The 23,520-nt window shown below is 61.7% G+C and carries 22 protein-coding genes; 3 read left to right on the top strand and 19 right to left on the bottom strand.

The features are described 5' to 3' along the window. From AC1D0Z_RS04965 to AC1D0Z_RS05055, 19 genes are all read right to left on the bottom strand, one after another. A partial coding sequence (locus tag AC1D0Z_RS04965) for an LON peptidase substrate-binding domain-containing protein (RefSeq protein ID WP_477657131.1) occupies positions 1–433 on the bottom strand: 433 nt, incomplete at its 3' end. 132 nt (positions 434–565) lie between these two features. Next, a complete protein-coding gene (gene accD / locus AC1D0Z_RS04970; protein ID WP_477657132.1) occupies positions 566–1,438 on the bottom strand; it encodes an acetyl-CoA carboxylase, carboxyltransferase subunit beta in 873 nt (290 codons plus the stop codon). A gap of 88 nt (positions 1,439–1,526) precedes the next feature. Further along, entirely contained in the window at positions 1,527–2,345 is an 819-nt protein-coding gene (trpA, locus tag AC1D0Z_RS04975; RefSeq protein WP_477657133.1) for a tryptophan synthase subunit alpha, read from the bottom strand. Continuing rightward, entirely contained in the window at positions 2,342–3,643 is a 1,302-nt protein-coding gene (gene trpB / locus AC1D0Z_RS04980; protein ID WP_477657134.1) for a tryptophan synthase subunit beta, read from the bottom strand. Before trpB ends, trpA begins: the two co-directional genes overlap by 4 nt. Further along, entirely contained in the window at positions 3,621–4,352 is a 732-nt protein-coding gene (locus AC1D0Z_RS04985) for a phosphoribosylanthranilate isomerase (protein ID WP_477657135.1), read from the bottom strand. Before AC1D0Z_RS04985 ends, trpB begins: the two co-directional genes overlap by 23 nt. A gap of 136 nt (positions 4,353–4,488) precedes the next feature. After that, positions 4,489–5,283, bottom strand: coding sequence for a tRNA pseudouridine(38-40) synthase TruA (gene truA / locus AC1D0Z_RS04990; RefSeq protein WP_477657136.1), 795 nt, complete (start codon positions 5,281–5,283; stop codon positions 4,489–4,491). 48 nt (positions 5,284–5,331) lie between these two features. Continuing rightward, positions 5,332–8,067, bottom strand: a complete 2,736-nt coding sequence (locus AC1D0Z_RS04995) for a FimV/HubP family polar landmark protein (protein WP_477657137.1) — start codon at positions 8,065–8,067, stop codon at positions 5,332–5,334. Between the two features lie 253 nt (positions 8,068–8,320). Continuing rightward, positions 8,321–9,460 (bottom strand): aspartate-semialdehyde dehydrogenase, encoded by a 1,140-nt coding sequence (gene asd, locus AC1D0Z_RS05000; RefSeq protein ID WP_477657138.1) that lies wholly within the window; start codon positions 9,458–9,460, stop codon positions 8,321–8,323. 382 nt (positions 9,461–9,842) lie between these two features. Further along, a complete protein-coding gene (gene leuB / locus AC1D0Z_RS05005; RefSeq protein WP_477657139.1) occupies positions 9,843–10,913 on the bottom strand; it encodes a 3-isopropylmalate dehydrogenase in 1,071 nt (356 codons plus the stop codon). Positions 10,914–10,980: 67 nt separating this feature from the next. Next, positions 10,981–11,631, bottom strand: coding sequence for a 3-isopropylmalate dehydratase small subunit (gene leuD / locus AC1D0Z_RS05010; RefSeq protein ID WP_477657140.1), 651 nt, complete (start codon positions 11,629–11,631; stop codon positions 10,981–10,983). An 11-nt stretch (positions 11,632–11,642) separates the two neighbouring features. Beyond that, entirely contained in the window at positions 11,643–13,064 is a 1,422-nt protein-coding gene (gene leuC, locus AC1D0Z_RS05015; protein WP_477657141.1) for a 3-isopropylmalate dehydratase large subunit, read from the bottom strand. A gap of 45 nt (positions 13,065–13,109) precedes the next feature. Then, complete coding sequence (locus tag AC1D0Z_RS05020) at positions 13,110–14,087, bottom strand: LysR family transcriptional regulator (RefSeq protein WP_477657142.1); 978 nt, start codon at positions 14,085–14,087, stop codon at positions 13,110–13,112. Positions 14,088–14,347: 260 nt separating this feature from the next. Further along, positions 14,348–15,658 carry a citrate synthase gene (gltA, locus tag AC1D0Z_RS05025; protein ID WP_477657143.1) on the bottom strand — a complete coding sequence of 437 codons (1,311 nt, stop codon included), beginning with the start codon at positions 15,656–15,658 and terminating at the stop codon, positions 14,348–14,350. Between the two features lie 27 nt (positions 15,659–15,685). Continuing rightward, the gene (locus tag AC1D0Z_RS05030; protein ID WP_477657144.1) at positions 15,686–16,015 is read right to left on the bottom strand and encodes an FAD assembly factor SdhE; all 330 of its coding nucleotides are present in this window, start codon (positions 16,013–16,015) and stop codon (positions 15,686–15,688) included. 23 nt (positions 16,016–16,038) lie between these two features. Then, positions 16,039–16,743 (bottom strand): succinate dehydrogenase iron-sulfur subunit, encoded by a 705-nt coding sequence (locus tag AC1D0Z_RS05035; RefSeq protein WP_477657145.1) that lies wholly within the window; start codon positions 16,741–16,743, stop codon positions 16,039–16,041. Positions 16,744–16,799: 56 nt separating this feature from the next. Continuing rightward, positions 16,800–18,593 (bottom strand): succinate dehydrogenase flavoprotein subunit, encoded by a 1,794-nt coding sequence (gene sdhA / locus AC1D0Z_RS05040; protein WP_477657146.1) that lies wholly within the window; start codon positions 18,591–18,593, stop codon positions 16,800–16,802. Between the two features lie 48 nt (positions 18,594–18,641). Next, positions 18,642–19,007, bottom strand: coding sequence for a succinate dehydrogenase, hydrophobic membrane anchor protein (gene sdhD, locus AC1D0Z_RS05045; protein WP_477657147.1), 366 nt, complete (start codon positions 19,005–19,007; stop codon positions 18,642–18,644). 18 nt (positions 19,008–19,025) lie between these two features. Beyond that, positions 19,026–19,472, bottom strand: a complete 447-nt coding sequence (gene sdhC / locus AC1D0Z_RS05050; RefSeq protein WP_477657148.1) for a succinate dehydrogenase, cytochrome b556 subunit — start codon at positions 19,470–19,472, stop codon at positions 19,026–19,028. Between the two features lie 215 nt (positions 19,473–19,687). Then, positions 19,688–20,458, bottom strand: coding sequence for a GntR family transcriptional regulator (locus tag AC1D0Z_RS05055; protein WP_477657149.1), 771 nt, complete (start codon positions 20,456–20,458; stop codon positions 19,688–19,690). 263 nt (positions 20,459–20,721) lie between these two features. Between AC1D0Z_RS05055 and AC1D0Z_RS05060 the strand changes: the two genes are divergently transcribed. Genes AC1D0Z_RS05060 through AC1D0Z_RS05070 form a run of 3 tightly spaced genes read left to right on the top strand, consistent with a single transcriptional unit; the run spans position 20,722 to position 23,459 of the window. Further along, positions 20,722–21,708, top strand: coding sequence for a malate dehydrogenase (locus AC1D0Z_RS05060; RefSeq protein ID WP_477657150.1), 987 nt, complete (start codon positions 20,722–20,724; stop codon positions 21,706–21,708). 16 nt (positions 21,709–21,724) lie between these two features. Next, complete coding sequence (locus AC1D0Z_RS05065; RefSeq protein ID WP_477657166.1) at positions 21,725–22,795, top strand: HpcH/HpaI aldolase/citrate lyase family protein; 1,071 nt, start codon at positions 21,725–21,727, stop codon at positions 22,793–22,795. A 37-nt stretch (positions 22,796–22,832) separates the two neighbouring features. After that, positions 22,833–23,459: a hypothetical protein gene (locus AC1D0Z_RS05070; protein ID WP_477657151.1), complete on the top strand. Its 627-nt coding sequence runs from the start codon at positions 22,833–22,835 to the stop codon at positions 23,457–23,459. Positions 23,460–23,520 lie beyond the last annotated feature (61 nt).

Genomic DNA, 23,520 nt, shown 5'->3' on the forward strand with positions numbered 1-23,520 from the left:
CGGCAGTGCCTTGCAGGTCGGCCGGAATGGCGACAGGCTGGTCGTCTTCAAGCCGCGTGACATCGGCAATCCATAGGCCGTGCTTGAGTTTTTCGCGGCGGGAGATTTCAAAACGCTGTGCGCCGGTGCAACGAATGACCATGAGGCCCGGCTGCGGAATGGAGAACTCGGTGATGGTGGCCAAAGTGCCGACGGTGCTGAATGCTTCGTGCGCAAAACCGTCATTACCTGGAGTGCCGACGTCGGCGCGCCGGCGTACCTCGGATCCCTCCGTAAGCGAAACAACGCCGAAGGGCGCGCCGGCTTTGTGGCATTTCCCGATCATGTCGAGGTAGCGAACCTCAAAAATGCGCAGCGGCAGCACGCCGCCGGGGTAAAGAACCGCGCCCAGGGGGAAGAGGGGGAGGGAGCTCAGCGTCAGGGCTTCTGGCATGGTCTCATCGTGCTTTGGGGTGCCGTGAACCACATCATCCCATGTGACCCGTGCGGTGAACTTTTGCGGCGGCTAATACGGCTTGCTTCTGGGGCTTTTCAAGCGTTTCGACGTTTGCCAGGGTGCCGATTTTTAACTGACGGCGTCGGCCGGCTGGCGCAGCAGCATGGCGAGCGAATTGGCGACGGTCTTGCGCAGTTCCCTGCGATCGCAAATCAGGTCGACCGCGCCTTTTGTCTGCAGGAACTCGGCGCGCTGGAAGCCCTCCGGCAAAGTCACCCGTACGGTAGATTCGATAACTCGCGGGCCGGCAAAACCGATCAGGGCTTTGGGCTCGGCAATCACGATATCGCCCACAAAAGCAAAGCCGGCGCTCACGCCGCCCATGGTCGGGTCGGTTAGCACGCTGATGTAGGGCAGGCCTTTTTTGGCCAGGCGGGTTAGGGCGGCATTGGTTTTAGCCATCTGCATCAGGCTCAAAAGGCCTTCCTGCATGCGGGCGCCGCCGGTGGCGGTAAAGCAGATAAAAGGCACTTTTTGTTCAATGGCCGCATGCACGCCGCGCACAAAGCGCTCGCCCACCACGCTGCCCATGCTGCCGCCCATGAAGTCGAACTCAAAGCAAGCGACCACGACGCCGATGCTGTGAACGGCGCCGCCCATCACCACCAGGGCGTCGGTTTCTTGGGTGTTCTCCAGGGCTTCTTTCAGGCGTTCGGGGTATTTGCGGCTGYCCTTGAATTTAAGGGCGTCGACGGGCAGCACTTCCTGGCCAAGCTCATAGCGGCCTTCGGGGTCGAGGAATGCGTCGAGCCGCGCGCGCGCGCCTATGCGATGGTGATGGCTGCACTGCGGACAGACGTTCTGGTTTTTTTCCAGATCGGTCTTGTAGAGCACGGCTTCGCAACTCGGGCACTTGATCCACAGTCCTTCCGGCACACTTCGACGCTCGGTCGGATCGGTGGGGCTGATTTTGGGCGGGAGGAGTTTTTCTAACCAAGACATCGAATAAGTCCTTAGGGTGTCGGGCGGCATCCAGACGGGTTTGCCGGGCGAAAAGCGCAATTATGCGCCGGGTTTCGCCCATTAAAAGTCAGTCCAAAGCAGTACGGATTTCTTTCAGGAAGTCGTGCGCAACCGCTGCAACCGTGGCACGCGGCTGTTTTTCAATCAGCTGGATGATCTTGCTGCCGATCACCACCGCGTCAGCCACCTTGCCGATGGCCTTGGCCGTAGCGGCGTCGCGAATGCCGAAGCCCACACCGACGGGTACGCTCACGTGCTTGCGGATGCGGGGGAGCATGGCCTCCACCGCGTCCACGTCCAGCGTGCCGGCACCCGTCACGCCCTTGAGCGAGACGTAGTACACGTAGCCGCTGGCAACTTGGGCCACCTGCGCCATGCGGGCATCGGTGCTGGTGGGAGCCAGCAGGAAGATCAAATCCATGCCATGGGCGCGCAGCCGGGCAGCGAATTCCACGCATTCCTCGGGCGGGTAGTCGACGATCAGCACGCCGTCCACGCCCACCGCTGCGGCATCGCGGATAAAGGCGCTTTCGGTTTTGCTGCCGCCGTGCTTGATGTCGTAGCGTTCGACCGGGTTGGCGTAGCCCATCAACACCACGGGCGTGGTGCTGTCTTTGGTGCGGAACTGGCGAACCATGTCCAACACCTGGGCCAGGCCGATACCGAGGGACAGGGCTTTTTCACCGGCCTTCTGGATGACAGGGCCGTCGGCGCTGGGGTCGGAAAAGGGCACGCCAAGCTCAATCACGTCGGCGCCGCCGGCCACCATGGCGTGCATCAGCTCGGGTGTGACGTCGGCAAAGGGAAAGCCCGCCGTGACATAAGGGATCAAAGCCTTGCGGCCCTGGGTTTTCAGCGCAGAGAACGTGGAGACAATGCGGCTCATGACTGCACCCCGCTGCCTTTGGCGCCGCTGGCGTCGAACGATGCTGCGGATGCTGCACCGCCTTTGACGGACAGGCCCCGCATGGAAGGCCTGTCGTAAAAATCAGCGCCCGAGAGGTCGGCCACCGTGCCGATGTCTTTGTCGCCCCGGCCTGACAGATTGACGAGCAGGCTTTGGTCCGGGCGCATGGTGCGCGCCATCTTCATGGCACAAGCCACGGCATGGCTGGACTCAAGCGCCGGGATGATGCCCTCAGTGCGGCACAGGTAGTGAAAGGCTTCCAGCGCCTCGGTGTCGGTGATGCCGATGTATTCGGCACGGCCAATGTCCTTGAGGAAAGCGTGTTCGGGGCCGACGCCCGGATAATCGAGGCCCGCGCTGATGCTGTGCGTTTCAGTGACCTGCCCATCGTCGTCTTGCAGCACATAGGTGCGGTTGCCGTGCAGCACGCCTGGCAGGCCGCGCTGCAGCGATGCGGAGTGTTTGCCACTGTCCAGCCCTTCGCCCGCGGCCTCGACGCCGATCAGGCGGGTTTTGGCATGCTGGATATAGGGGTGAAAAATGCCCATGGCGTTGCTGCCGCCGCCCACGCAGGCGATTACGGCGTCGGGCTGCCTGGTGCCAATGAACTCCGGCATCTGCTGCAGGCACTCGGTGCCGATCACGCTCTGGAAGTCGCGSACCATCATGGGGTAGGGATGSGGGCCSGCCACCGTRCCGATGATGTAGAAGGTGTTGTCCACGTTGGCGACCCAGTCGCGCATGGCTTCGTTGAGCGCGTCTTTCAGCGTCTTGCTGCCGCTTTCCACCGGCACCACGGTGGCGCCCAGAAGATTCATGCGGTAGACATTGGGGCTTTGGCGCTTGACGTCTTCGCTGCCCATGTAGACCACGCATTCCAGGCCGTAGCGGGCGCAGATGGTGGCTGTGGCCACTCCATGCTGTCCGGCGCCGGTTTCGGCAATGACGCGCGGCTTGCCCATGCGGCGCGCCAGCATGGCTTGCCCGATGGTGTTGTTGATCTTGTGCGCGCCGGTGTGGTTCAGATCTTCGCGCTTGAGGTAAATCTGCGCCCCGCCTTGTTCACGGCTCATGCGCGCGGCGTGGTAGATCGGGGAAGGGCGGCCTACAAAATGCGCCAGCTCGGAGTGAAATTCAGCGATGAACTCCGGATCATGCTGGTATTTGGCGTAAGCGTCTTTGAGCTCGTTGATGGCGTGGGTCAGGGTTTCTGAAACAAAACTGCCGCCGTAAATTCCGAAATGGCCTGAAACGTCAGGCTGGTGGTACTCGTACATGGTTGGGACTCTTTGCAAGGAGTTCGTCGGCGGCGCGCACGGCCGCTACAAACTGGTTGATCTTGTCGGCGCTTTTGATTCCCCTGGAAATCTCGACGCCCGAACTGACATCAACGGCCAGCGTTGTGCAACGCGGCCTGACTTGCAAAATGCCATCGATCACGTTTGCAGGCGTCAATCCACCAGACAAAACGAGGTGAGCGCTGACGTTTGGAGGAAGAAGTGACCAATTGAATGTTTTCCCGCCGCCACCATAACCTTCGACATGAGCGTCGAGCAGAATGGCTTGTGCGGCCTTGAAGTCCTGGGCGTATTTTACGAGATCAAAGCGGGCACGGATTTCCTGTGTGTTTTCAGGTGGCTTTTCATCTAGCGGAATGCGTGCGGCCCGCATGAAGGGCCGGCCCACCTCCAGACAGGCCTCGGGTGTTTCATCACCGTGAAATTGCAGAAAAGCCGTTGGTACACGTGCGCAAGCAGCTATGATTTTTGTAGCGGGTGCATTGACAAAAAGCAGCACGGGCGTCACGAAGGGAGGCAGGCGGTGCGCCAACGCGGCGGCACGCTCGGGCGTCACGTAGCGCGGGCTGGCCTCGTACATCACAAACCCGACCGCATCGGCGCCCGCCGCGACGGCGGCGTCCACGTCCTCCTCACGGGTGAGGCCGCAGATCTTGATTCTGGTGCGCACGGGCGGAGAGGAGGTCATAAGCCAGCCCCCAACTGAGGACCGCATAGGAGTTTTTCATTCCAGCAGGGGCCGCGGAACCGGCTTTGCCGGGCCGCAGGCGCAGTGGCCCCCGCGGGGGGCAGCGCATTACACGAAGTGAAAAGCGTGGGGGCGATCATGGAATCCAATCATAGGCCGCCGTGCGATTCGGGAGGCCGTAGTGGTCTTCGTAGACAGGGCCCAGAAAGTACAGGCCGTCCGGTGAAAAGGTAGGAGCTGCGACGTCGCGGCTACGGGCGTCCCGGACCTCGGCCAGCCAGTCGGGCGGATGGTTGCCTTGACCGACGGCCACGAGGCAGCCCATGATGTTGCGGATCATGTGGTGCAAAAAGGCATTGGCCTCGAACTCGAAGCGCCAGTATTTGGAGCCCAAACCGGCCCGCTCGGAAATGTCGATCCGGCTGATGGTTTTGACGGGAGATTTGGCCTGGCACTGGGCGGCCCGGAAAGAACTGAAATCGTGTTCGCCAATGAGGTGGGTGACGGCGTGCCGCATGGCCTCGCCGTCCAATGGACGGTAGACCCAGCCGACACGGCCCGCCTCGACACTGGGGCGCACGGGTGACTCAAGCACCACATACGCGTACCGGCGGGCAATAGCGCTGCCGCGGCAATGAAACTCGTCCGGAACTTCACGCGCCCACTGCACCGCGATGTCACCAGGCAAAAAAGTGTTGGTGCCTCGCACCCATGAGGCAATGTCTCGCTGCAGCGGTGTGTCGAAGTGCACCACCTGCATCAGCGCATGCACGCCAGCGTCGGTGCGCCCACAGCAGAGAGTGCGGATCGGCTGGGCGGCAAACTTGCCCAGCGCCAGCTCCAGCTTGTCTTGTACGGTGTTGCCCGAGAGCTGGCTTTGCCAGCCCTCGTAGGCAGTACCGCTGTAGCTGACGCCGAGTGCAATCCTCACGGCTGAACCCGACCGGCGCGCAGTGAACGCAGCGCGTTCAGGCTGCGCTCACGCCAAGGCGTTCAGGAACGCCTGCGCCTTGACTTTCAGGGGGCCGCTGGCTTCGGCCAGCACTTCTTCGGCCAGTGAACGGGCGCCGTCCGTGTCGCCCAGCGAGCGGAACTCTTCGGCCAGCATGAACTTGGTTTCTAGCGGATCGTCCGAAGAAGATGTTTCAACCGGAAGGGCGGGGCTTTCTGTTGTCGGACCATTCAGGTCAAGTGAAAGCGAACCCAGGTCAAATTCCAGCATGCCGCTGTCGGCAGCTGCCGGGGCGGGGGCCGGGGCCGGAGCGGCCTTCACCGGAGGCACCGGCTTGGCTGGCGGGACGAAAGGCTCGGGCTCGAAGTTCAACCCTTCAGACAGAAAGGAAATTTCAGGGGCCGCTTCAGCAGGTTTGGCCGCGACCGGCGCCGGCGGCGTAGCCGTAGGCATGGCAACCGTTGCACTGCTGAAATCCATGTTCAGGGCGCTTGCGGGTTCGGGCTTTTTGGCAGCGGGAGGTGCAACCGGTTTTGGTGCAACGGGCGCCGATATTGCCGCTGGTGCTGTGGCTGTGTCGGGTTCATCGCCGAGCGAGAAATCCAGGTCGAGATCGACGTCAACGGCCGGTGTTGGCGCAGGGACATTGACCGGTTGAGCCACCATGGCTACGGTACCGCCAGGGCTGAACGCCGAGGTTCCACCCGCAGCAGCCGTGCCGGCGGGCTGTCCGCCAGGCTGGTACATTGGATTCGAGGGATCCAGCTCCCGGCCCATTTCGGTGATGTACGCCCATTCGGGGCCATTGCCGTGAGTCAGATTGAAGGCTTCAATGGCGACGGTTTCAAACGCCTTGCTGTCGCGGCGTTTGGCATAGATTTCCATCAGCTTGGCGTGAATGGCCACCCGCATGGGGCTGGTGCGCATCGCCTCCTTGAGGATTTCCTCCGCCTGGAGGTCGCGTCCATAAGCGAGGTACACATCGGCTTCGGCTACGGGGTCGACGTCGCCAGCGGCATCCAATTGACTGGGCGAATACACCAGGGACGAGCCTGTGGCGTTGCCTTCATTCGTGTCAATTCTTTGGCCGCCGCTGGCGCCGAAAAAAGAATCGGGCTGCAGCCTGCTTTCAAGGAAAGAACTGTCGACCTGAGCCCCGCCAGCGCGCTGGCGGTACCGGTAAAAACCGAATCCGGCGAGCAACGCAACCAGAAGACCTACGCCCGGCAATACGAGGGGGTTTTCCAGCAGTTCATCAATCAGGCTGGGTTCAGGAGGGGGTGGTGGTACAACAACCGGCTTTTTGGGTGCCGCTGGAGCCACCGCCACGGGGGCGGCGGGTTCGCTGGCTGCAGGGGCAGGTTGTGATGCCGCTGCAAGCGGATCGGCACTTGCGGTTGGTGCAGAGGCTGAAGAGGCTGGCGCCATCGCCGCGGCCGGCGTCGTGGCGGCAGCTGCGCTGGCAGCCTGTGTCGCTGGTGCAGGCGCCGTAGTGGATGCGGCGGATGCGGTAACGGACGGTGGCGTGGCCGCAGGAGCTGCCGCAGGTGTTGGCACCGCGACATTGGAGGGGGCTGGAACCGCCACACCCGGTGTTTTGGGCGCGCTGGCTGCGGGTGCAGCTGTCGCTGCAGGACCACCGCCCAGTTTGCTGAGGTCGCTGATATTTTTTGACAGCTCCGCGACCCGCGTTGATGCCTCTTTAGCCTGTCGCTCCTTGGCGATTTTTTCTTCGGCGGCCGTGGCTGCCTTGCCTTTGACGGCCCCCTTGGACAAGGTGAGCTTGTCCGGAGTGGCGCTGGCAGGAGCCCGGTCTTCCACCTTGGCTTCTACCTTGCCGCCAGCCTGGCGGTCGGCCCCGGCAACCTGTGCGGCCGGCACGCCTTCTGCCAGCTTGCGGCGGAAAGTGTTGAAGTCCTTGCTTTGCGCAACGATGGTCTGGGTGGCTTCGCCCGGCGAAATGGCGCTTGCTGATTCTGCCGTCGGAATATCCAGCACGGCGCCGGATTTGATGCGGTTGACGTTCCCGCCAATGAAGGCATCGGGATTGCTCCGGAGCAGGGCGACCAGCATCTGGTCCAGCGAAATGCTGGACGGCTTGTTCTGGGCGGCGATCTTGCCTGCGGTGTCGCCAGATTTGACGGTGACCTGGGTATCGCCGGCGGGCGCCTTTTCTACCTTTGCCGCAGGTGCCTTCGCGGCGGGTGCGGACCTGGCGGTGCCGGAACTGGAGCCTGAGGGCGAATAGGGGATGGATGCGATCCCTTTGGCGGGCGGCGCTGCATTGGGGGAAGCTGGGCGGGACAGAACAGGCGCGGTGGGTGCAACCGCGGTGTTGCCGGAGCGCAGGGCCGGCGGGTCAAACAGCATGGTGTAGTCGCGCGTAATTCGCCCATTCGACCAATTGGCTTCGAGGATGAGGTCCACGAACGGTTCGGTCACGGGGCGGTTACTGCTCAACCGCAAAAAGGCCCGACCGTCCGCCCGGCGCTGCAGGCTGACTTCGACGCCGGTAACCACCGAGCCGTATTCCATGCCTGCCGCCTTGAAGGCTTCAGCCGGTGCAACGCCGGCCCGAAGGCTGGCTGCTTCATCGGGCTTGAGGTCCGTGATATCAATTTCGGCGCGAAGGGGTTCGCCCAGCGCCGATTGAACGGTGATCCGGCCCAGCGCAAGCGCGTGGGCTTCAAGACTTGCCAGGCTACCCAGCAATGCGATGGCACTTGCCAAGGCGCCAATACGCCAACGACCGCGTTTATTCATGGGGTTGGGAGCCTCCAGTGCTCGGTCTGCATGTAACTTTATTCTGCTTAAGCGCACAAAAACCTCGATGCGAATTTTCGAAAAACAACCTTAACATCAAGGCATTAGGCTGACAAGCTAAGACACCACTTAAGTTTTGACACATCGAGTTAGCATGAACTTACAAGTTCCGGATGTTGTCAGACCACAACGCGCAGAAACAAGTGGTTACGGATGGGCGGCAACATGTTGGCAACCGCTCACGTCAATTAATTCAGCCTTTAAGCAGGATGCGCAGCATGCGGCGCAGCGGTTCGGCTGCGCCCCAAAGCAGCTGGTCACCCACGGTGAAGGCGCCCAGGTAATCGGGGCCCATGGCCAGCTTGCGCAGGCGGCCGACGGGAATCTGCATGGTGCCGGTCACTGCTACGGGCGTGAGGTCCTTGATGGAGGCTTCACGCGTGTTGGGCACGACTTTGACCCATTCGTTGTCGGCGGCAATCATGGCTTCTATATCGGCCAGCGGCACGTCCTTCTTCAGCTTGAAGGTCAATGCCTGGCTGTGGCAGCGCATGGCACCGATGCGTACGCAGAACCCGTCGACCGGCGTCTCGGCCGCGCCGAAGCTGGCGCCCTGGCCGAGAATCTTGTTGGTTTCCGCGCCGCCCTTCCATTCTTCCTTGCTCATGCCATTGCCCAGATCCTTGTCGATCCAGGGGATCAGTGAGCCGCCCAGCGGCACGCCGAAGTTGGCCGTTTCGTCGCCGCTCAGCGATTGCTGCTTGGCCAGCACACGCCGGTCGATTTCCAGGATGGCGGATTTTGGGTCATCCAGCAGGGCACGGACTTCGCTGTTGAGGGTGCCGTATTGCGTCAGCAACTCACGCATATGCTGGGCACCGCCGCCCGAAGCCGCCTGATAGGTCATGCTGGTCATCCACTCGACCAGGCCGGCTTTGTACAGCGCACCCACGCCCATCAGCATGCAGCTGACCGTACAGTTGCCGCCGATCCAGTTCTTGCCGCCCTTGGCCATGGCGTTCTGGATGACCGGCAGGTTGACGGGGTCCAGGATGATGACGGCGTCGTCGTTCATGCGCAGCGTGGAGGCTGCGTCGATCCAGTGGCCTGTCCAGCCCGCCGCGCGCAGCTTGGGGAAAACTTCAGAGGTATAGTCGCCGCCTTGCGCCGTGATGATGACGTCGCATTTTTTCAGCGCTTCAATGTCAAAGGCGTTTTTCAGCGTGGTCTCATTCTTCGCCTGGGCCGGGGCTTTGCCGCCGGCGTTGGAGGTCGAAAAGAACACCGGCTCGATCAGGTCGAAGTCGCCTTCAGCCTGCATGCGATCGATCAGGACCGAGCCGACCATGCCGCGCCAGCCGACGAGCCCCGTGAGATTGCCTTTGAGTTTCATTGCGTTGCCCTTCAAAAAGTCAAAAATAAGGCTTTTTGGCCCGGCTCATCGAGCCGGCAGGGCACGACGAACCAGGCTTGCTAGCCTTTAATGGTGGTCGTTTTGGTGATCTGGGCAAAAACCGGCGCAGCGCCGATCGCGCGCGAAGCGGCGATGAAGCGGGTGAGTGCGGGGTTTTTGCGCATAGTCTTAATTGTAGCCAGGCCAGCCTTTACCGGGGCTGACAGCCGCCAAAACCGCCGGCAAAGGGCTGGTTTTGCGGCGAAAAAACGTCAAAGAGGTTTTTCCGCCGGGCCGCCCCAAGGAAAAATGCGCCCCCTCGGGGGGCAGCGCATTACACGAAGTGAAAAGCGTGGGGGCGTCAATTTGCGGCAAAAAAACGTCAGGCCAGGGCTTTGACAACTGCGTTGCCCATCTCCACCGTGCCGACCTTGGTCGTGCCTTCGCTGTAGATATCAGGCGTGCGCAGCCCCTGGCTCAGCACGGCATCGACAGCCTTTTCAATGCGGGCGGCGGCTTCGGGCTGGTTCAGGCTGAAGCGCAGCATCATGGCTGCGCTCAGGATGGTGGCCAGTGGATTGGCCACGCCCTTGCCCGCAATGTCGGGTGCGCTGCCGTGGCTGGGCTCGTACAGGCCCTGGTTTTTGTCGTTCAGGCTGGCCGAGGGCAGCATGCCGATAGAGCCGGTCAGCATGGCGGCGGCGTCGCTCAGGATGTCGCCAAACATGTTGCCGGTGACGACCACGTCGAACTTTTTCGGTGCCTTCACCAGCTGCATCGCGGCGTTGTCCACATACATGTGGTCCAGCGCGACGTCGGGATACTGCTTGCCAACCTCGGTGACCACGTCTTTCCAGAGCTGGAAGGTTTCCAGCACATTGGCCTTGTCGACGCTGGTGACGCGCTTGTCACGTTTGCGGGCAGCCTGGAAGGCGACGTGGGCAATACGCTCGATCTCGGGGCGTGAGTAGCGCATGGTGTCGAAGGCCTCCTCGGCGCCGGGGAAGTGGCCGTCGGGCGAGACGCGGCGGCCGCGTGGCTGGCCGAAGTAGATGTCGCCGGTCAGCTCGCGGATGATGAGGATGTCGAGGCCGGACACCAATTCGCGTTTCAGGCTGGAGGCGTCCACCAATTGGGCGTAGCAGATGGCTGGGCGGAAGTTGGCGAACAGGCCCAGGTTCTTGCGCAGGCCCAGGATGGCCTGTTCGGGCCGCAGCGGCCGGTCCAGCGTGTCGTATTTCCAGTCGCCGACAGCGCCAAACAACACGGCGTCGCCTTCCCTGGCTAATTTGAGCGTGCTTTCGGGCAAGGGATGGCCGTGCGCCTCATAGGCTGCGCCGCCAACCAGTGCGCTTTCGCTCTCAAACTTGAGGTCAAGCGCCTTCAGTACCTTGACGGCTTCCGCGACGATTTCGGTGCCGATGCCGTCACCCGGGAGAATTGCGATTTTCATTTTTACTATCTTTTTTATAGCTGCTTGCGCTTGCCCTTATTGGGCTAGAGCACGATTTGGTTGTTAATTAGCCTGCCACCGTGTGGTTCAGCCACGGCTTGGTTGCCAGGCGCTCGGCTTCAAAAGCCTTGATCTTGTCGCTCTGGCGCAAGGTGAGGCCAATGTCGTCCAGTCCGTTGAGCAGGCAGTATTTGCGGAAAGCCTGCACGTCGAACGGGAGCTCCTCGCCTTGCGGCTTCACGATCACCTGGCGCTCCAGGTCAACGGTGAGCTGGTAGCCGGGGAAGGCCAGCGCTTCGTCGAACAGCTGCGCCACCTGCGCCTCGGGCAGCACGATGGGCAGCAGGCCGTTCTTGAAGCTGTTGTTGAAGAAAATGTCGGCATAGCTCGGCGCAATGATCGCGCGAAAGCCGTATTGGTCCAGCGCCCAGGGTGCGTGCTCCCGCGAGGAGCCGCAGCCGAAATTCTTGCGTGCCAGCAGGATGGAGGCGCCCGCGTAGCGCGGCTGGTTCAGTACGAAATCAGGGTTGGGCTTGCGGCTGGCCGGGTCCTGGCCTGGGAAGCCTGCGTCCAGGTAGCGCCATTCGTCAAACAGGTTGGGGCCAAAGCCGGTCTTGCGGATGGACTTGAGGAACTGCTTGGGAATGATGGCGTCCGTGTCGACGTTCTCGCGGTCCATCGGGGCGACCAGGCCCTTGTGTACGGTGAATTTCTGCATGGTGCGGCTCTTTAGGAGAATTTTCTAATGTCGACAAAGTGGCCGTGAACGGCAGCAGCGGCGGCCATCGCGGGGCTCACCAGGTGCGTGCGGCCACCCGCGCCTTGCCGGCCTTCGAAGTTGCGGTTGCTGGTCGATGCGCAGCGCTCGCCCGGCTCCAGCCGGTCGGCGTTCATGGCCAGGCACATCGAGCAGCCGGGTTCGCGCCATTCAAAGCCGGCGGCCACAAAAATCTTGTCCAGGCCCTCGCGCTCGGCCTGTTCCTTGACCAGGCCCGAGCCCGGAACGACCAGCGCAAGCTTCACGTTCTTGGCGACCTTCTGGCCGATCTTTTTGATGACGGCGGCGGCCTCGCGCATGTCCTCGATGCGGCTGTTGGTGCAGGAGCCGATGAACACCTTGTCGATGTACAAGTCGTTCAGCGCCTTGCCGGGCTCCAGGCCCATGTACTTCAGTGCGCGTTCGATGGCATCGCGCTTGTTGGCGTCTTTTTCCTTGTCGGGGTCGGGCACGCGGTCGTCGATGGACAGCACCATTTCGGGCGAAGTGCCCCAGGTGACTTGCGGCAGGATCTGGCTGGCGTCGAGCTCGACGACGGCGTCAAACTTCGCGTCGGCGTCCGAGTGCAGCGTGTTCCAGTATTTCACGGCCATGTCCCATTCGACGCCGGTGGGCGAGAGCAGGCGGCCTTTGACGTAATCAATGGTTTTCTGGTCTACCGCCACCAGGCCGGCGCGGGCGCCGGCTTCAATCGCCATGTTGCAGACCGTCATGCGGCCTTCCATGCTGAGCGCACGAATCGCCGAGCCGGCGAATTCAATCGTGTAACCCGTGCCACCGGCCGTGCCGATCTTGCCGATGATGGCGAGCACGATGTCTTTGCCGGTCAGGCCGGGCGCGAGCTTGCCTTCAACCTTGACGAGCATGTTTTTGGCTTTTTTGGCCAGCAGGGTTTGCGTCGCCATCACGTGCTCGACTTCGCTGGTGCCGATGCCGTGCGCCAGCGCGCCAAAGGCGCCGTGGGTGGAGGTGTGTGAGTCGCCGCAGACGACCGTCATGCCGGGAAGGGTGGCGCCGCTTTCGGGCCCGATGACGTGCACGATGCCCTGGCGCTTGGAGAGGAAGGGAAAGAAGGCGGCCGCGCCGAATTCCTTGATGTTGCTGTCCAGCGTGGTGATCTGTTCCTTGCTGACCAGGTCGGTGATGCCGTCGTAGCCGAGCTCCCAGCCGGTGGTGGGCGTGTTGTGGTCGGCAGTCGCCACGATGGAGCTGATGCGCCAGACCTTGCGGCCGGCCTCGCGCAGGCCTTCAAACGCCTGTGGGCTGGTGACTTCGTGCACCAGGTGGCGGTCAATGTAGAGGATGGCCGTGCCGTCGTCTTCGGTATGAACGACGTGCTCGTCCCAGATTTTGTCGTAGAGGGTGCGTCCCATGGTGTCCTTCGTGGTCTCTCGTTATCGTCTGTCGTGGGGGTGATTTTAGGCCGCTGCACTCGCAGCCATGGCTGCGGTTCTGGCAGCTTGGCCCGCGTTGGTGTGCGGTGTGGCGGGCTGCGTGAGGTGTTCCACCAGCAGCCGGGCCGTTAGCGGCAGTGTGGAAAAGTCTCGCGCCACCAGCTGGATCTGGCGTTCGGCCCAGGTGTCCAGCAGCGGGATGGACTCCAGCTCGCCGACGCCGTGCATGAGTTCAAAGGCGCGCTGCGGCATCACGCCCACGCCCAGCCCGTTGTGGATCATGCGGCACATGGCGTCCAGGCCGGTGACGTGGATGCGCAGCTTGATGGTCCGGCCCAGCCTCGCGGCTGCTTCACGCATGGCCAGGTAAATCGAGCTGTTGGAGTGCAGCCCGACCTGGTCGTAGTCCAGGGCTGCTTCGAATTTGATAGCGCCTCGCGCACACAGGGCGTGGCCTCTGGGCACAATCAATACCAATTTATCGGTGCGGTAGGGCAGTACCTGCAGGTCGCCCGCGCCGTCGGCGGTGTTGCAAATGCCCAGGTCGGCCGCGCCTTCCTGTACCGCACGGACGACTTCGGTGCTCAGGTGTTCTTCCAGGTCGATCTTGATGCCGGAATGCTCGCGGGTGAAGGCGCCCAGGTCTTCGGGCAAAAATTGCACGATGGCCGAGATGCTGGCGTGCACGCGCACATGGCCGCGCACGCCGTCGGCGTATTCGCTGAGCTCGCCCTGCATTTTCTCCAGGCTGAACAGCACCGAGCGGGCGTGGTGCAGCAGGCTTTCGCCGGCGGGTGTCAGGTCAACGCCGCGGGTGTGGCGGTACAGCAGCGGGGTGTCCAGCGTGGCTTCGAGGTCGCTAAGGCGCTTGCTCACGGCAGAGGCGGCAATGAATTCGCGCTCGGCCGCCTTGCCGATGCTGCCCAGCTCGCACACGGCCACAAAGAGCTGAAGCGAGGTCAGGTCGATGCGGCGGGCAAAGTTGCGTTCGGAGCTTTTCATTGGGGCCTGGGTGCAATGTCATCGTGTTCTACGATGGTGAATCGCTATTTTGCTACCAGAAATGGGGTTTTGTCATCGCAATGCGCGATGCCCTGCTTGCCGGGAGGCGTTTTCAGCGAAGACACGTGTTTTGGTTGTTTTAAGGCCCCAGACCAATAAGGGCGTGCGCGAGCAGCTATCAAAAGTGTAGCGACAAGGGCTGGGCGTGAAAAAGCCCGCCGGTGCTGCCACGGGCGGGCTTTGCGTCAACGCGCAGTGGCTTAGCGCTTGGCCAGCGGCAACACCTGGCGGGTCGTGGAGCCGGTGAACAGCTGGCGCGGGCGGCCGATCTTGTACTCGGGGTCACCGATCATTTCGTTGAGCTGGGCGATCCAGCCGACGGTGCGGGCCAGCGCAAAAATCGCCGTGAACAGCGGCACCGGGATGCCGATGGCGCGCTGCACGATGCCGGAGTAGAAGTCGACGTTGGGGTAGAGCTTGCGCGACACGAAGTATTCGTCTTCCAGGGCGATCTTTTCCAGGGCCATGGCCAGCTTGAACAAGGGGTCGTTTTCAAGGCCCATTTCCTTGAGCACTTCCTTGCAGGTTTCCTGCATGAGCTTGGCGCGCGGGTCATAGTTTTTGTAGACGCGGTGGCCAAAACCCATCAGCTTGACGCCGGAGTTCTTGTCCTTGACCTGCTTGATGAAGTCGCCGATTTTTTCGATGCCGCCGGCCTTCTGAATGTCGCCCAGCATGTTGAGTGCCGCTTCGTTGGCGCCGCCGTGGGCCGGGCCCCAGAGGCAGGCCACGCCGGCAGCAATCGCTGCAAACGGGTTGGTGCCGGACGAGCCGCACAGGCGTACGGTGGAGGTCGATGCGTTCTGCTCGTGGTCTGCGTGCAGGATGAAGATGCGGTCCAGCGCGCGCTCAAGCACGGGGTTGACCTTGTACTCTTCGCACGGCGTGGCAAACATCATGTGCAGGAAGTTGCCGGCGTAGCTCAGGTTGTTCTTGGGGTACATGTAGGGCTGGCCCACGGTGTACTTGTAAGCCATGGCGACCAGCGTCGGCATCTTGGCGATCAGGCGGATGGCGGAGATGTCGCGGTGCTCAGGGTTGGTGATGTCGGTGCTGTCATGGTAGAAGGCAGACAAGGCGCCGACCAGGCCGGTCATGATGGCCATCGGGTGCGCGTCACGGCGGAAGCCGCGCAGGAAAAACTGCATCTGCTCATTGACCATGGTGTGGTTGGTCACGCGGCTGACGAAATCCTTTTTCTGTTCGACATTCGGCAACTCGCCGTACAGCAACAGGTTGCAGGTTTCCATGTAGTCGCAGTTGGTGGCCAGCTGCTCGATCGGATAGCCGCGGTACAACAACTCACCCTTGTCGCCGTCGATATAAGTGATGGCTGACTGGCACGCAGCGGTCGAAAGGAAACCGGGGTCATAGGTGAACATGCCGGTCTGGGCATACAGCTTGCGGATATCCACGACGTCCGGGCCCACACTGCCCTGGTAGACCGGCAACTCGATGCTGGGGCTGCCGTTGCTGAAGGACAGGGTGGCTTTGTTGTCAGCTAGCTTCATTTCTTGCTTCTTTCTTTCGTATCAGTGTCAATGGGTGACGGGCGCGTGACCAGGGGCTGGCGCTGCGGGCTGCAGCAACTTTAAGACTTCATGGGCTTCAGAAGTAGAGGCGCTTGCCTTGGCTGCTTCATCGGGCAACTGGCCTGCAACTTTTCTTTTTAACAGCAGGTCCAGCAAATCGTTGTCAGACAAGTCCATTAAATCATTTAACCCTTTAGCCTGCCTGACGGTTAGCGTGGCTTCATGCGTCAAAAAAAAGCGCTCAATCAGCAGATCATTTTCGAGCAGGCCGCGCCGGCAACGCCACTTGAGCTTGCTCAGGGCACGCTCGTCCAGCAGGGCGTTGGCGGTTTCCATGTTCCGTGTGACCGATATCTTCTTTAGACAGTCCTCAGGACCATCATTTCCTTGATCTTGCCAATCGCCTTGGTCGGGTTCAGACCCTTGGGGCAGACATCGACGCAGTTCATGATGRTGTGGCAGCGGAACAGGCGGTATGGGTCTTCCAGGTTGTCCAGGCGCTCGGCGGTGGCTTCGTCGCGGCTGTCGGCGATGAAGCGGTAGGCCTGCAGCAGGCCGGCCGGGCCGACGAACTTGTCGGGGTTCCACCAGAAGCTGGGGCACGACGTGGAGCAGCTGGCGCACAGAATGCACTCGTACAAGCCGTTGAGTTCATCGCGCTCTTCAGGGCTCTGCAGGCGCTCTTTTTCCGGCGGCACGTTGTCGTTGATCAGGTAGGGCTTGATCGAGTTGTACTGCTTGAAGAACTGCGTCATGTCGACGATCAGGTCGCGCACCACGGGCAGGCCCGGCAGCGGCTTCAGGATGATGACTTCGGGCAGCGTGCGCATGTTGGTCAGGCACGCCAGGCCATTCTTGCCGTTGATGTTCATGGCGTCAGAGCCGCACACGCCTTCGCGGCACGAGCGGCGAAAKCTGATGGTGGGGTCCTGTGCCTTCAGCTTCATCAACGCGTCCAGCAGCATGCGCTCGTGGCCGTCGAGTTCCACTTCGATGGTCTGCATGTAGGGCTTGGCATCGGTGTCCGGATCGTAGCGGTATATCTTGAAGGTGCGTTTGGTCATGGGGTTCTCGCTTCTTGTGGGTCGCAGGGCCGTCTGTCTTGTTCGTGTTCTTGTTTTTAGAACGTGCGCGTCTTCAGCGGCACAGACTCGACGGTCAGGGGCTTCATCTGCACCGGCTTGTAGGCCAGGCGGCTGCCCTCGCTGTACCACAGCGTGTGCTTGTGCCAATCGGTGTCGTTGCGGCCGTTCGGGTGTGCGGGCGTATCGCCGTAGTCGTCAACCGAGTGCGCGCCGCGGCTTTCCTTGCGGGCGGCTGCCGACACGATGGTGGCCTGCGCGGCTTCGATCAGGTTTTCTACTTCGAGTGCTTCGATACGCGCGGTGTTGAAAATCTTCGACTTGTCTTTGAGGCCGATGCTGTTGACACGATCACGCAGGGCGGCGATCTTGGCGACGCCTTCATCCATGATGGCCTGCGTGCGGAACACGCCGGCGTGCTGCTGCATGGCGGCGCGCAGGTCATTGGCCACGTCTTGCGCGTATTCGCCGTCGGTTGCGTTGTCCAGGCGCGCGATGCGGGCCAGGGTCTTGTCGGCCGCGTCAGCAGGCAAGGGTTTGTGCGCGGTGGTCTTGGCGAACTCGACGATGTGGTTGCCGGCAGCTTTGCCGAACACCAGCAGGTCGAGCAGCGAGTTGGTGCCCAGGCGGTTTGCGCCGTGCACACTGACGCAGGAGCATTCGCCCACTGCATACAAACCGTTGACGATCTGGCTGTGGTTGTTGGCGTCCTGGGTGACCACCTGGCCGTGGATGTTGGTCGGGATGCCGCCCATCTGGTAGTGGATGGTGGGCACCACGGGAATCGGTTCCTTGGTGATGTCGACGTTGGCGAAGTTGTGGCCGATCTCGAACACCGAAGGCAGGCGCTTCATGATGGCGTCCACGCCCAGATGGGTCATGTCCAGCAGGATGTAATCCTTGTTGGGGCCGCAGCCACGGCCTTCCTTGATTTCCTGGTCCATCGAGCGCGAGACGAAGTCGCGCGGCGCCAGGTCTTTCAGCGTGGGTGCATAGCGTTCCATGAAGCGCTCGCCGTTGCTGTTGCGCAAGATGGCGCCTTCGCCGCGGCAGCCTTCGGTCAGCAGCACGCCGGCGCCAGCCACGCCGGTCGGGTGGAACTGCCAGAACTCCATGTCTTCGAGCGGGATGCCGGCGCGCGCCGCCATGCCCAGGCCGTCGCCGGTGTTGATAAAGGCGTTGGTCGACGCGGCAAAAATGCGGCCTGCGCCGCCGGTGGCCAGCAGCGTGGTCTTGGCTTCAAAAATATGGACGTCGCCGGTTTCCATTTCGAGGGCGGTCACGCCCACGACGTCACCGGCCGAATCGCGAATCAGGTCCAGCGCCATCCATTCGACGAAGAAGCTGGTTTTTTCCTTGACGTTTTGCTGATACAGCGTGTGCAGCATGGCGTGGCCGGTGCGGTCAGCAGCCGCGCAGGCGCGCTGCACGGGTTTTTCGCCGTAGTTGGCCGTGTGGCCGCCGAAGGGGCGCTGGTAAATCGTGCCGTCGGGGTTGCGGTCAAAAGGCATGCCCATGTGCTCGAGGTCATACACGACCTTGGGTGCCTCGCGGCACATGTACTCGATCGCGTCCTGGTCGCCGAGCCAGTCGGAGCCCTTGACGGTGTCGTAGAAGTGGTAGTGCCAGTTGTCTTCGCTCATGTTGCCGAGCGAGGCGCCGATGCCGCCTTGTGCTGCAACAGTGTGGGAGCGGGTGGGGAACACTTTGGATAGCACAGCCACGTTGAGGCCGGCGCGCGCCAGCTGCAACGATGCGCGCATGCCGGAGCCGCCGGCACCGACGATGACGACGTCAAATTTGCGCTTGGGGAGTTTGGAGGTTGCTGTCATGATTTTGTGGGGTGTCGGTCTTTTTGTCGGGTCTGTGGGCAGTGCGGCTTATAGGCGCCACAGGACCTGAATGCCCCAGCCGGCGCAGGCGACCAGCCAGACAATCGTGAAAACATTCAGAACCAGCTTGATGGAAGCCGGCTTGACGTAGTCCATCCAGATGTCGCGCATGCCGACCCACACGTGGTACAGCAGGGCAAAAATGACCACAAAGGTCAGCGTCTTCATCCATTGCGCCGAGAAGATGCCGGCCCACTTGTCGTAGCCGATGGGGCCTTTGCTGAAGATGACCTGGGCCAGGACCAGCAAGGTGAAGAGGGCCATCAGGGCGGCCGTGATCCGCTGCGCGAGCCAGTCGCGCAAACCATAATGGGCACCGACAACGATGCGCTTGGAGCCGTAGTTAACTGCCATTTTTGTGCTCCTTGAGAATTAGTAGGCGCCGAAGAGCTTCAGGGCGAGGGCGGCTGTCATGACCAGGCTCAGCACCAGGGTGACGCGGGCCGACAGGGTGCCGAATTCCTTGCTGACGGCGGCGTGGCTGGTGTCCATCCAGAGGTGGCGCAGGCCGGCGATGAAGTGGTGCAGGTAGGCCCAGATCAGGGCCAGCGCCACCAGCTTCCAGATGACGCCTGGAAGGCCCAGCATGCCGATATTGAAAGCGGCCTTGAATTTTTCAAACGAGATTTCCGAAGAGATCGAGGTGTCGAACATCCAGATGATGAAGGGCATCAGCAAAAACATGATGAACCCGCTGATGCGATGGAGGATGGAAACCCAGCCTGCTGCAGGCAAACGATAGGTGGGGAGATCGGTCAGGGCGTTGATGTTGCGGAACTCGGGCCGCTTCTTCGCTACGGTTGTCGCTGATTCGGACATACTTGGCTTTCTGTGTTTTTGAGTAACGGCTTTGTAACTGCCAAAGCGGCTCAACCCGAAATTCTATTGCAATGCAGCAAGAATCCCGGCCGCTTCGAGGGATGGCCGGAAATTTTTGTCGGGAAAAGTGCGTTTGCCTGCGCAACAGTTCGCAATTGCTGCGCTTGTGCCGTCGTAGCTGACATGATGATTACAAAACACCGGCTGCCGCAGTGTCAGTTCAGTGTGTTGTGATAGTGGTGTGTGTCGGTGCGGTAGTAGCCGCGGCGCAGCTCCATGGGCACGTCGTTGTAGGTATAGGCGATGCGCTCCACGCTCAAAAGCGGCGCTCCACGCTCTACTTTCAATAGCAGCTCCCGCCCGTCAGTGGCGGCCTCGGCGCGTATTTTTTCTTCGGCGCGAACCATGCGCACGTTGAACTCGGTTTCAAACAGCGCATACATGGGGCCGTGGTAGTCGGCCAGGCGTTCGGCCGTCAAGCCCTTGAAAGGCGCGGCCGGGAGCCAGATGTCTTCAAGAATGGTGGGAGTGCCGGCGAAGCTCAGCACGCGGCGGGCCTGCAGCACGGCATCGCCCGTTCGCAAGGCCAGCGTGCGCGCAATCTCGGCGCTGGCACGTACGCGCCGGCAATCGATGATGTCGCGTTGGGCCGGGCCTTCGCTGCCGGGTGTACCGCTGTCGGGGACCAGCTTGAGAAAGCGGAACTGGACATGCTGCTCGGCATGGGTCGCGACAAAAGTGCCCTTGCCCTGGCGGCGCACCACCAGGTTGTCGGTGGCCAGCTCGTCGATGGCTTTGCGCACAGTGCCCTGGCTGACGCGGTAGCGCGCTGCCAGGTCCATCTCGGAAGGGATGGCTTCACCCGGCTTCCACTCACCCGACTGCAGGCTTTGCAGGATCAGCGCCTTGATCTGCTGATAGAGCGGACTGAATGCCGGCGTGGCACCTGCAAAATCATCAGCGGGTAAGGCGGGGATGGCGGTCATGGTTGGATTCTGGCTGACCGATATCATATCTTATATAAGACATAAGACAAATTGACGCGCCTTCGTTTTCAAGCGTAAAATCTTTGGCTGAGCCGGCGCGCGGCCCGCCGTTTTGCGGTGATTTTGACGGGTAAACGCATAGTGATGCAAAGACAGATGCAAAGACCCGCTCCGAATCATTTCAGGGATCCGGTGTCGCGCCAGACATCTCGCATCACATCCCTTATTCCCAACGATTTTCAACTTCCTGGAGCCTTCCCATCATGAGCAAAAAACCCGTCCGCGTTGCAGTCACCGGTGCAGCAGGCCAAATTGGTTACGCGTTGTTGTTCCGCATTGCTTCCGGCGAAATGCTCGGCAAGGACCAGCCCGTCATTCTGCAATTGCTCGAAGTGCCTGTTGAAGGCCCGCAAAAAGCGCTCAAGGGCGTGATGATGGAGCTTGACGACTGCGCTTTCCCGCTCCTCGCCGGCATGGAAGCCCACAGCGACCCGATGACCGCCTTCAAGGACGCCGACTACGCACTGCTGGTTGGTTCGCGCCCCCGCGGCCCCGGCATGGAGCGTGCCGAGCTGCTGGCCGTCAACGGCGCCATCTTCACGGCGCAGGGCAAGGCCCTGAACGCGGTCGCCAGCCGCAATGTCAAGGTGCTGGTCGTCGGCAACCCCGCCAACACCAACGCCTACATCGCCATGAAGAGCGCACCCGACCTGCCGCGCAAAAACTTCACCGCCATGCTGCGCCTGGACCACAACCGCGCCGCCAGCCAGATCGCTGCCAAGACCGGCAAGCCGGTGGCCGATATTGAAAAGCTCACCGTCTGGGGCAATCACTCGCCCACGATGTACGCCGACTACCGCTTTGCCACCATCAAGGGCGAAAGCGTCGCCAAGATGATCAACGACCAGGAATGGAACGCCAACGTATTCCTGCCCACCGTCGGCAAGCGCGGCGCAGCCATCATTGAAGCGCGCGGCCTGTCGTCCGCCGCATCGGCCGCCAACGCCGCCATCGACCACATGCGCGACTGGGCACTGGGCACCAACGGCAAGTGGGTCACCATGGGCATTCCTTCTGACGGTCAATACGGTATTCCGAAAGACATCATGTTCGGGTTCCCCGTGACCTGCGAAAACGGCGAATACAAACTCGTCGAAGGCCTGGAGATCGACGCTTTCAGCCAGGAACGCATCACCAAGACCCTGGACGAACTCAAGGGTGAGCAAGACGGCGTCAAGCACCTGCTCTGAGCAATTAATGAGCGATGTGCGCCGCRCAGGGCCGCCCCAAGCAAGCACGGCCCCCTCGGGGGGCAGCGTAGTACACGAAGTGACAAGCGTGGGGGCTCGCCAACATCCGCGCGACGTTCTGCTTGGTGCCCAGGCGCAAACCGGGTTTCTTCCGGTCTGCGATCACTACAGCGGTGTTGAAGCCCGCATGCGTAAAAGCCTGCAGTTGCAGGCGGAGATGATCGAGGAGTTCGGCGCCTGCGTGTTTGACGTGACGCTGGATTGCGAAGACGGCGCACCCGTGGGCGGCGAGGCCGACCATGCCGCCATGGTCGTGGCGCTGGCGGCACTGGCCAGCGACAAGGCCCGCGTCGCGGTGCGCATCCATTCGGTGGACCACCCCGCCTTTGATGCCGACATGGCTGTCATTGCCGGGAAGCTGTCGCGCCATCTCTCACACATCATGGTCCCCAAGGTGGAGTCGGTTGCCGATGTGGTCAGGGCCGAGCAGGCTCTGCTGGCGGCGTCTGCCGGCAGTCTGCCTCTGCATGTGCTGATCGAGTCTCCGCTCGCGGTGCGAAACGCTTTCGAGATCGCGGCGCATCCGCGCGTGCAATCCCTGAGCTTTGGCCTGATGGATTTTGTCTCTGCGCACGGCGGCGCGATTCCCGCGGACGGCATGAGCAGCCGGGGCCAGTTCACCCACCCGCTGGTGTTGCGCGCCAAGCTCGAGATCGCCTCGGCCTGCCATGCCTACGGCAAGGTACCGTCGCATTGTGTTGTCACGGAATTCAATGACACTGACGCCATGACTACCGCTGCGCGCCATGCCGCCCATGAACTGGGTTACACCCGTATGTGGAGCATCCACCCCAACCAGATCCGTCCCATCCTCGCGGCGTTTGCCCCCACCGGGGATGAGATTGAAAGTGCTACAAAAATAATAGCTGCTGCCGCACGCTCAGACTGGGCCCCCATCAGTTTTGAAGGCAAGCTGCACGACCGTGCGAGCTACCGCTACTTCTGGCAGGTTCTGGAGCGCGCGCACCAGACCGGCCGTGCCTTGCCGCACGAGGCGCAGGCGTATTTTTCTGTCCCGCTTCACTGATTTCCGATTGACTGTTGACCGTTCCAAAGGACCCTCCATGAAACATTTCGCTCTCTCTGCCTTGATGCTGGCCGCCCCGGCCCTGTTGCTGGCCCAGACGGCGGCGCCTAAAGCCGCCGCGCCCAAGACAGCAGCCGCAGCTGACCAGCCTGCCCAGGCCACCAAGCGCGCACCGATCAGGCGCTCTGCCGCCAAGGTGGTGGAAGAAAGGACGCCCATTGACGATGACCCGTCAGTCACCTTGACCGCTGAAGACCTGGAGCTCGCCAAGCGGGTTTACATCGGCACGATTCCCTGCGAACTGGGTGCCTCCGTCACCATCACGCCGAACGAAAAACGCCCGGGCTTCTTCCTGGTGCAGACGGGCAAGATGCGTTTTCGCATGCACCCGGTCGGAAGCCGCACCGGCGCCATCCGCCTGGAAGACGGCCGTGCTGGCGCCATGTGGCTCCAGTTGGGCAACAAGTCGATGCTGATGAGCCAAAAATTGGGCCAGCGTCTGGCTGACGAGTGCATGAGCCCGGCGCAGGTGACTTTTGCCGACGACATGAAGAAAAACCCCCCGACCAGCATTCTGGAAGCTTTGCCTGCCGCCAAAGCTGCATCAGCTCAGGCTGGCACGGGTTCTGCTCAGCCAGAAACTGCCCCGGCTAAAGCCCAATAACAGACAACACAGATCGCGACCGCACGCGTATCGAGCGTGCAAATTTTTGAGTACAGGAGAA

The organism is Polaromonas sp. P1_E3, from assembly GCF_056405935.1.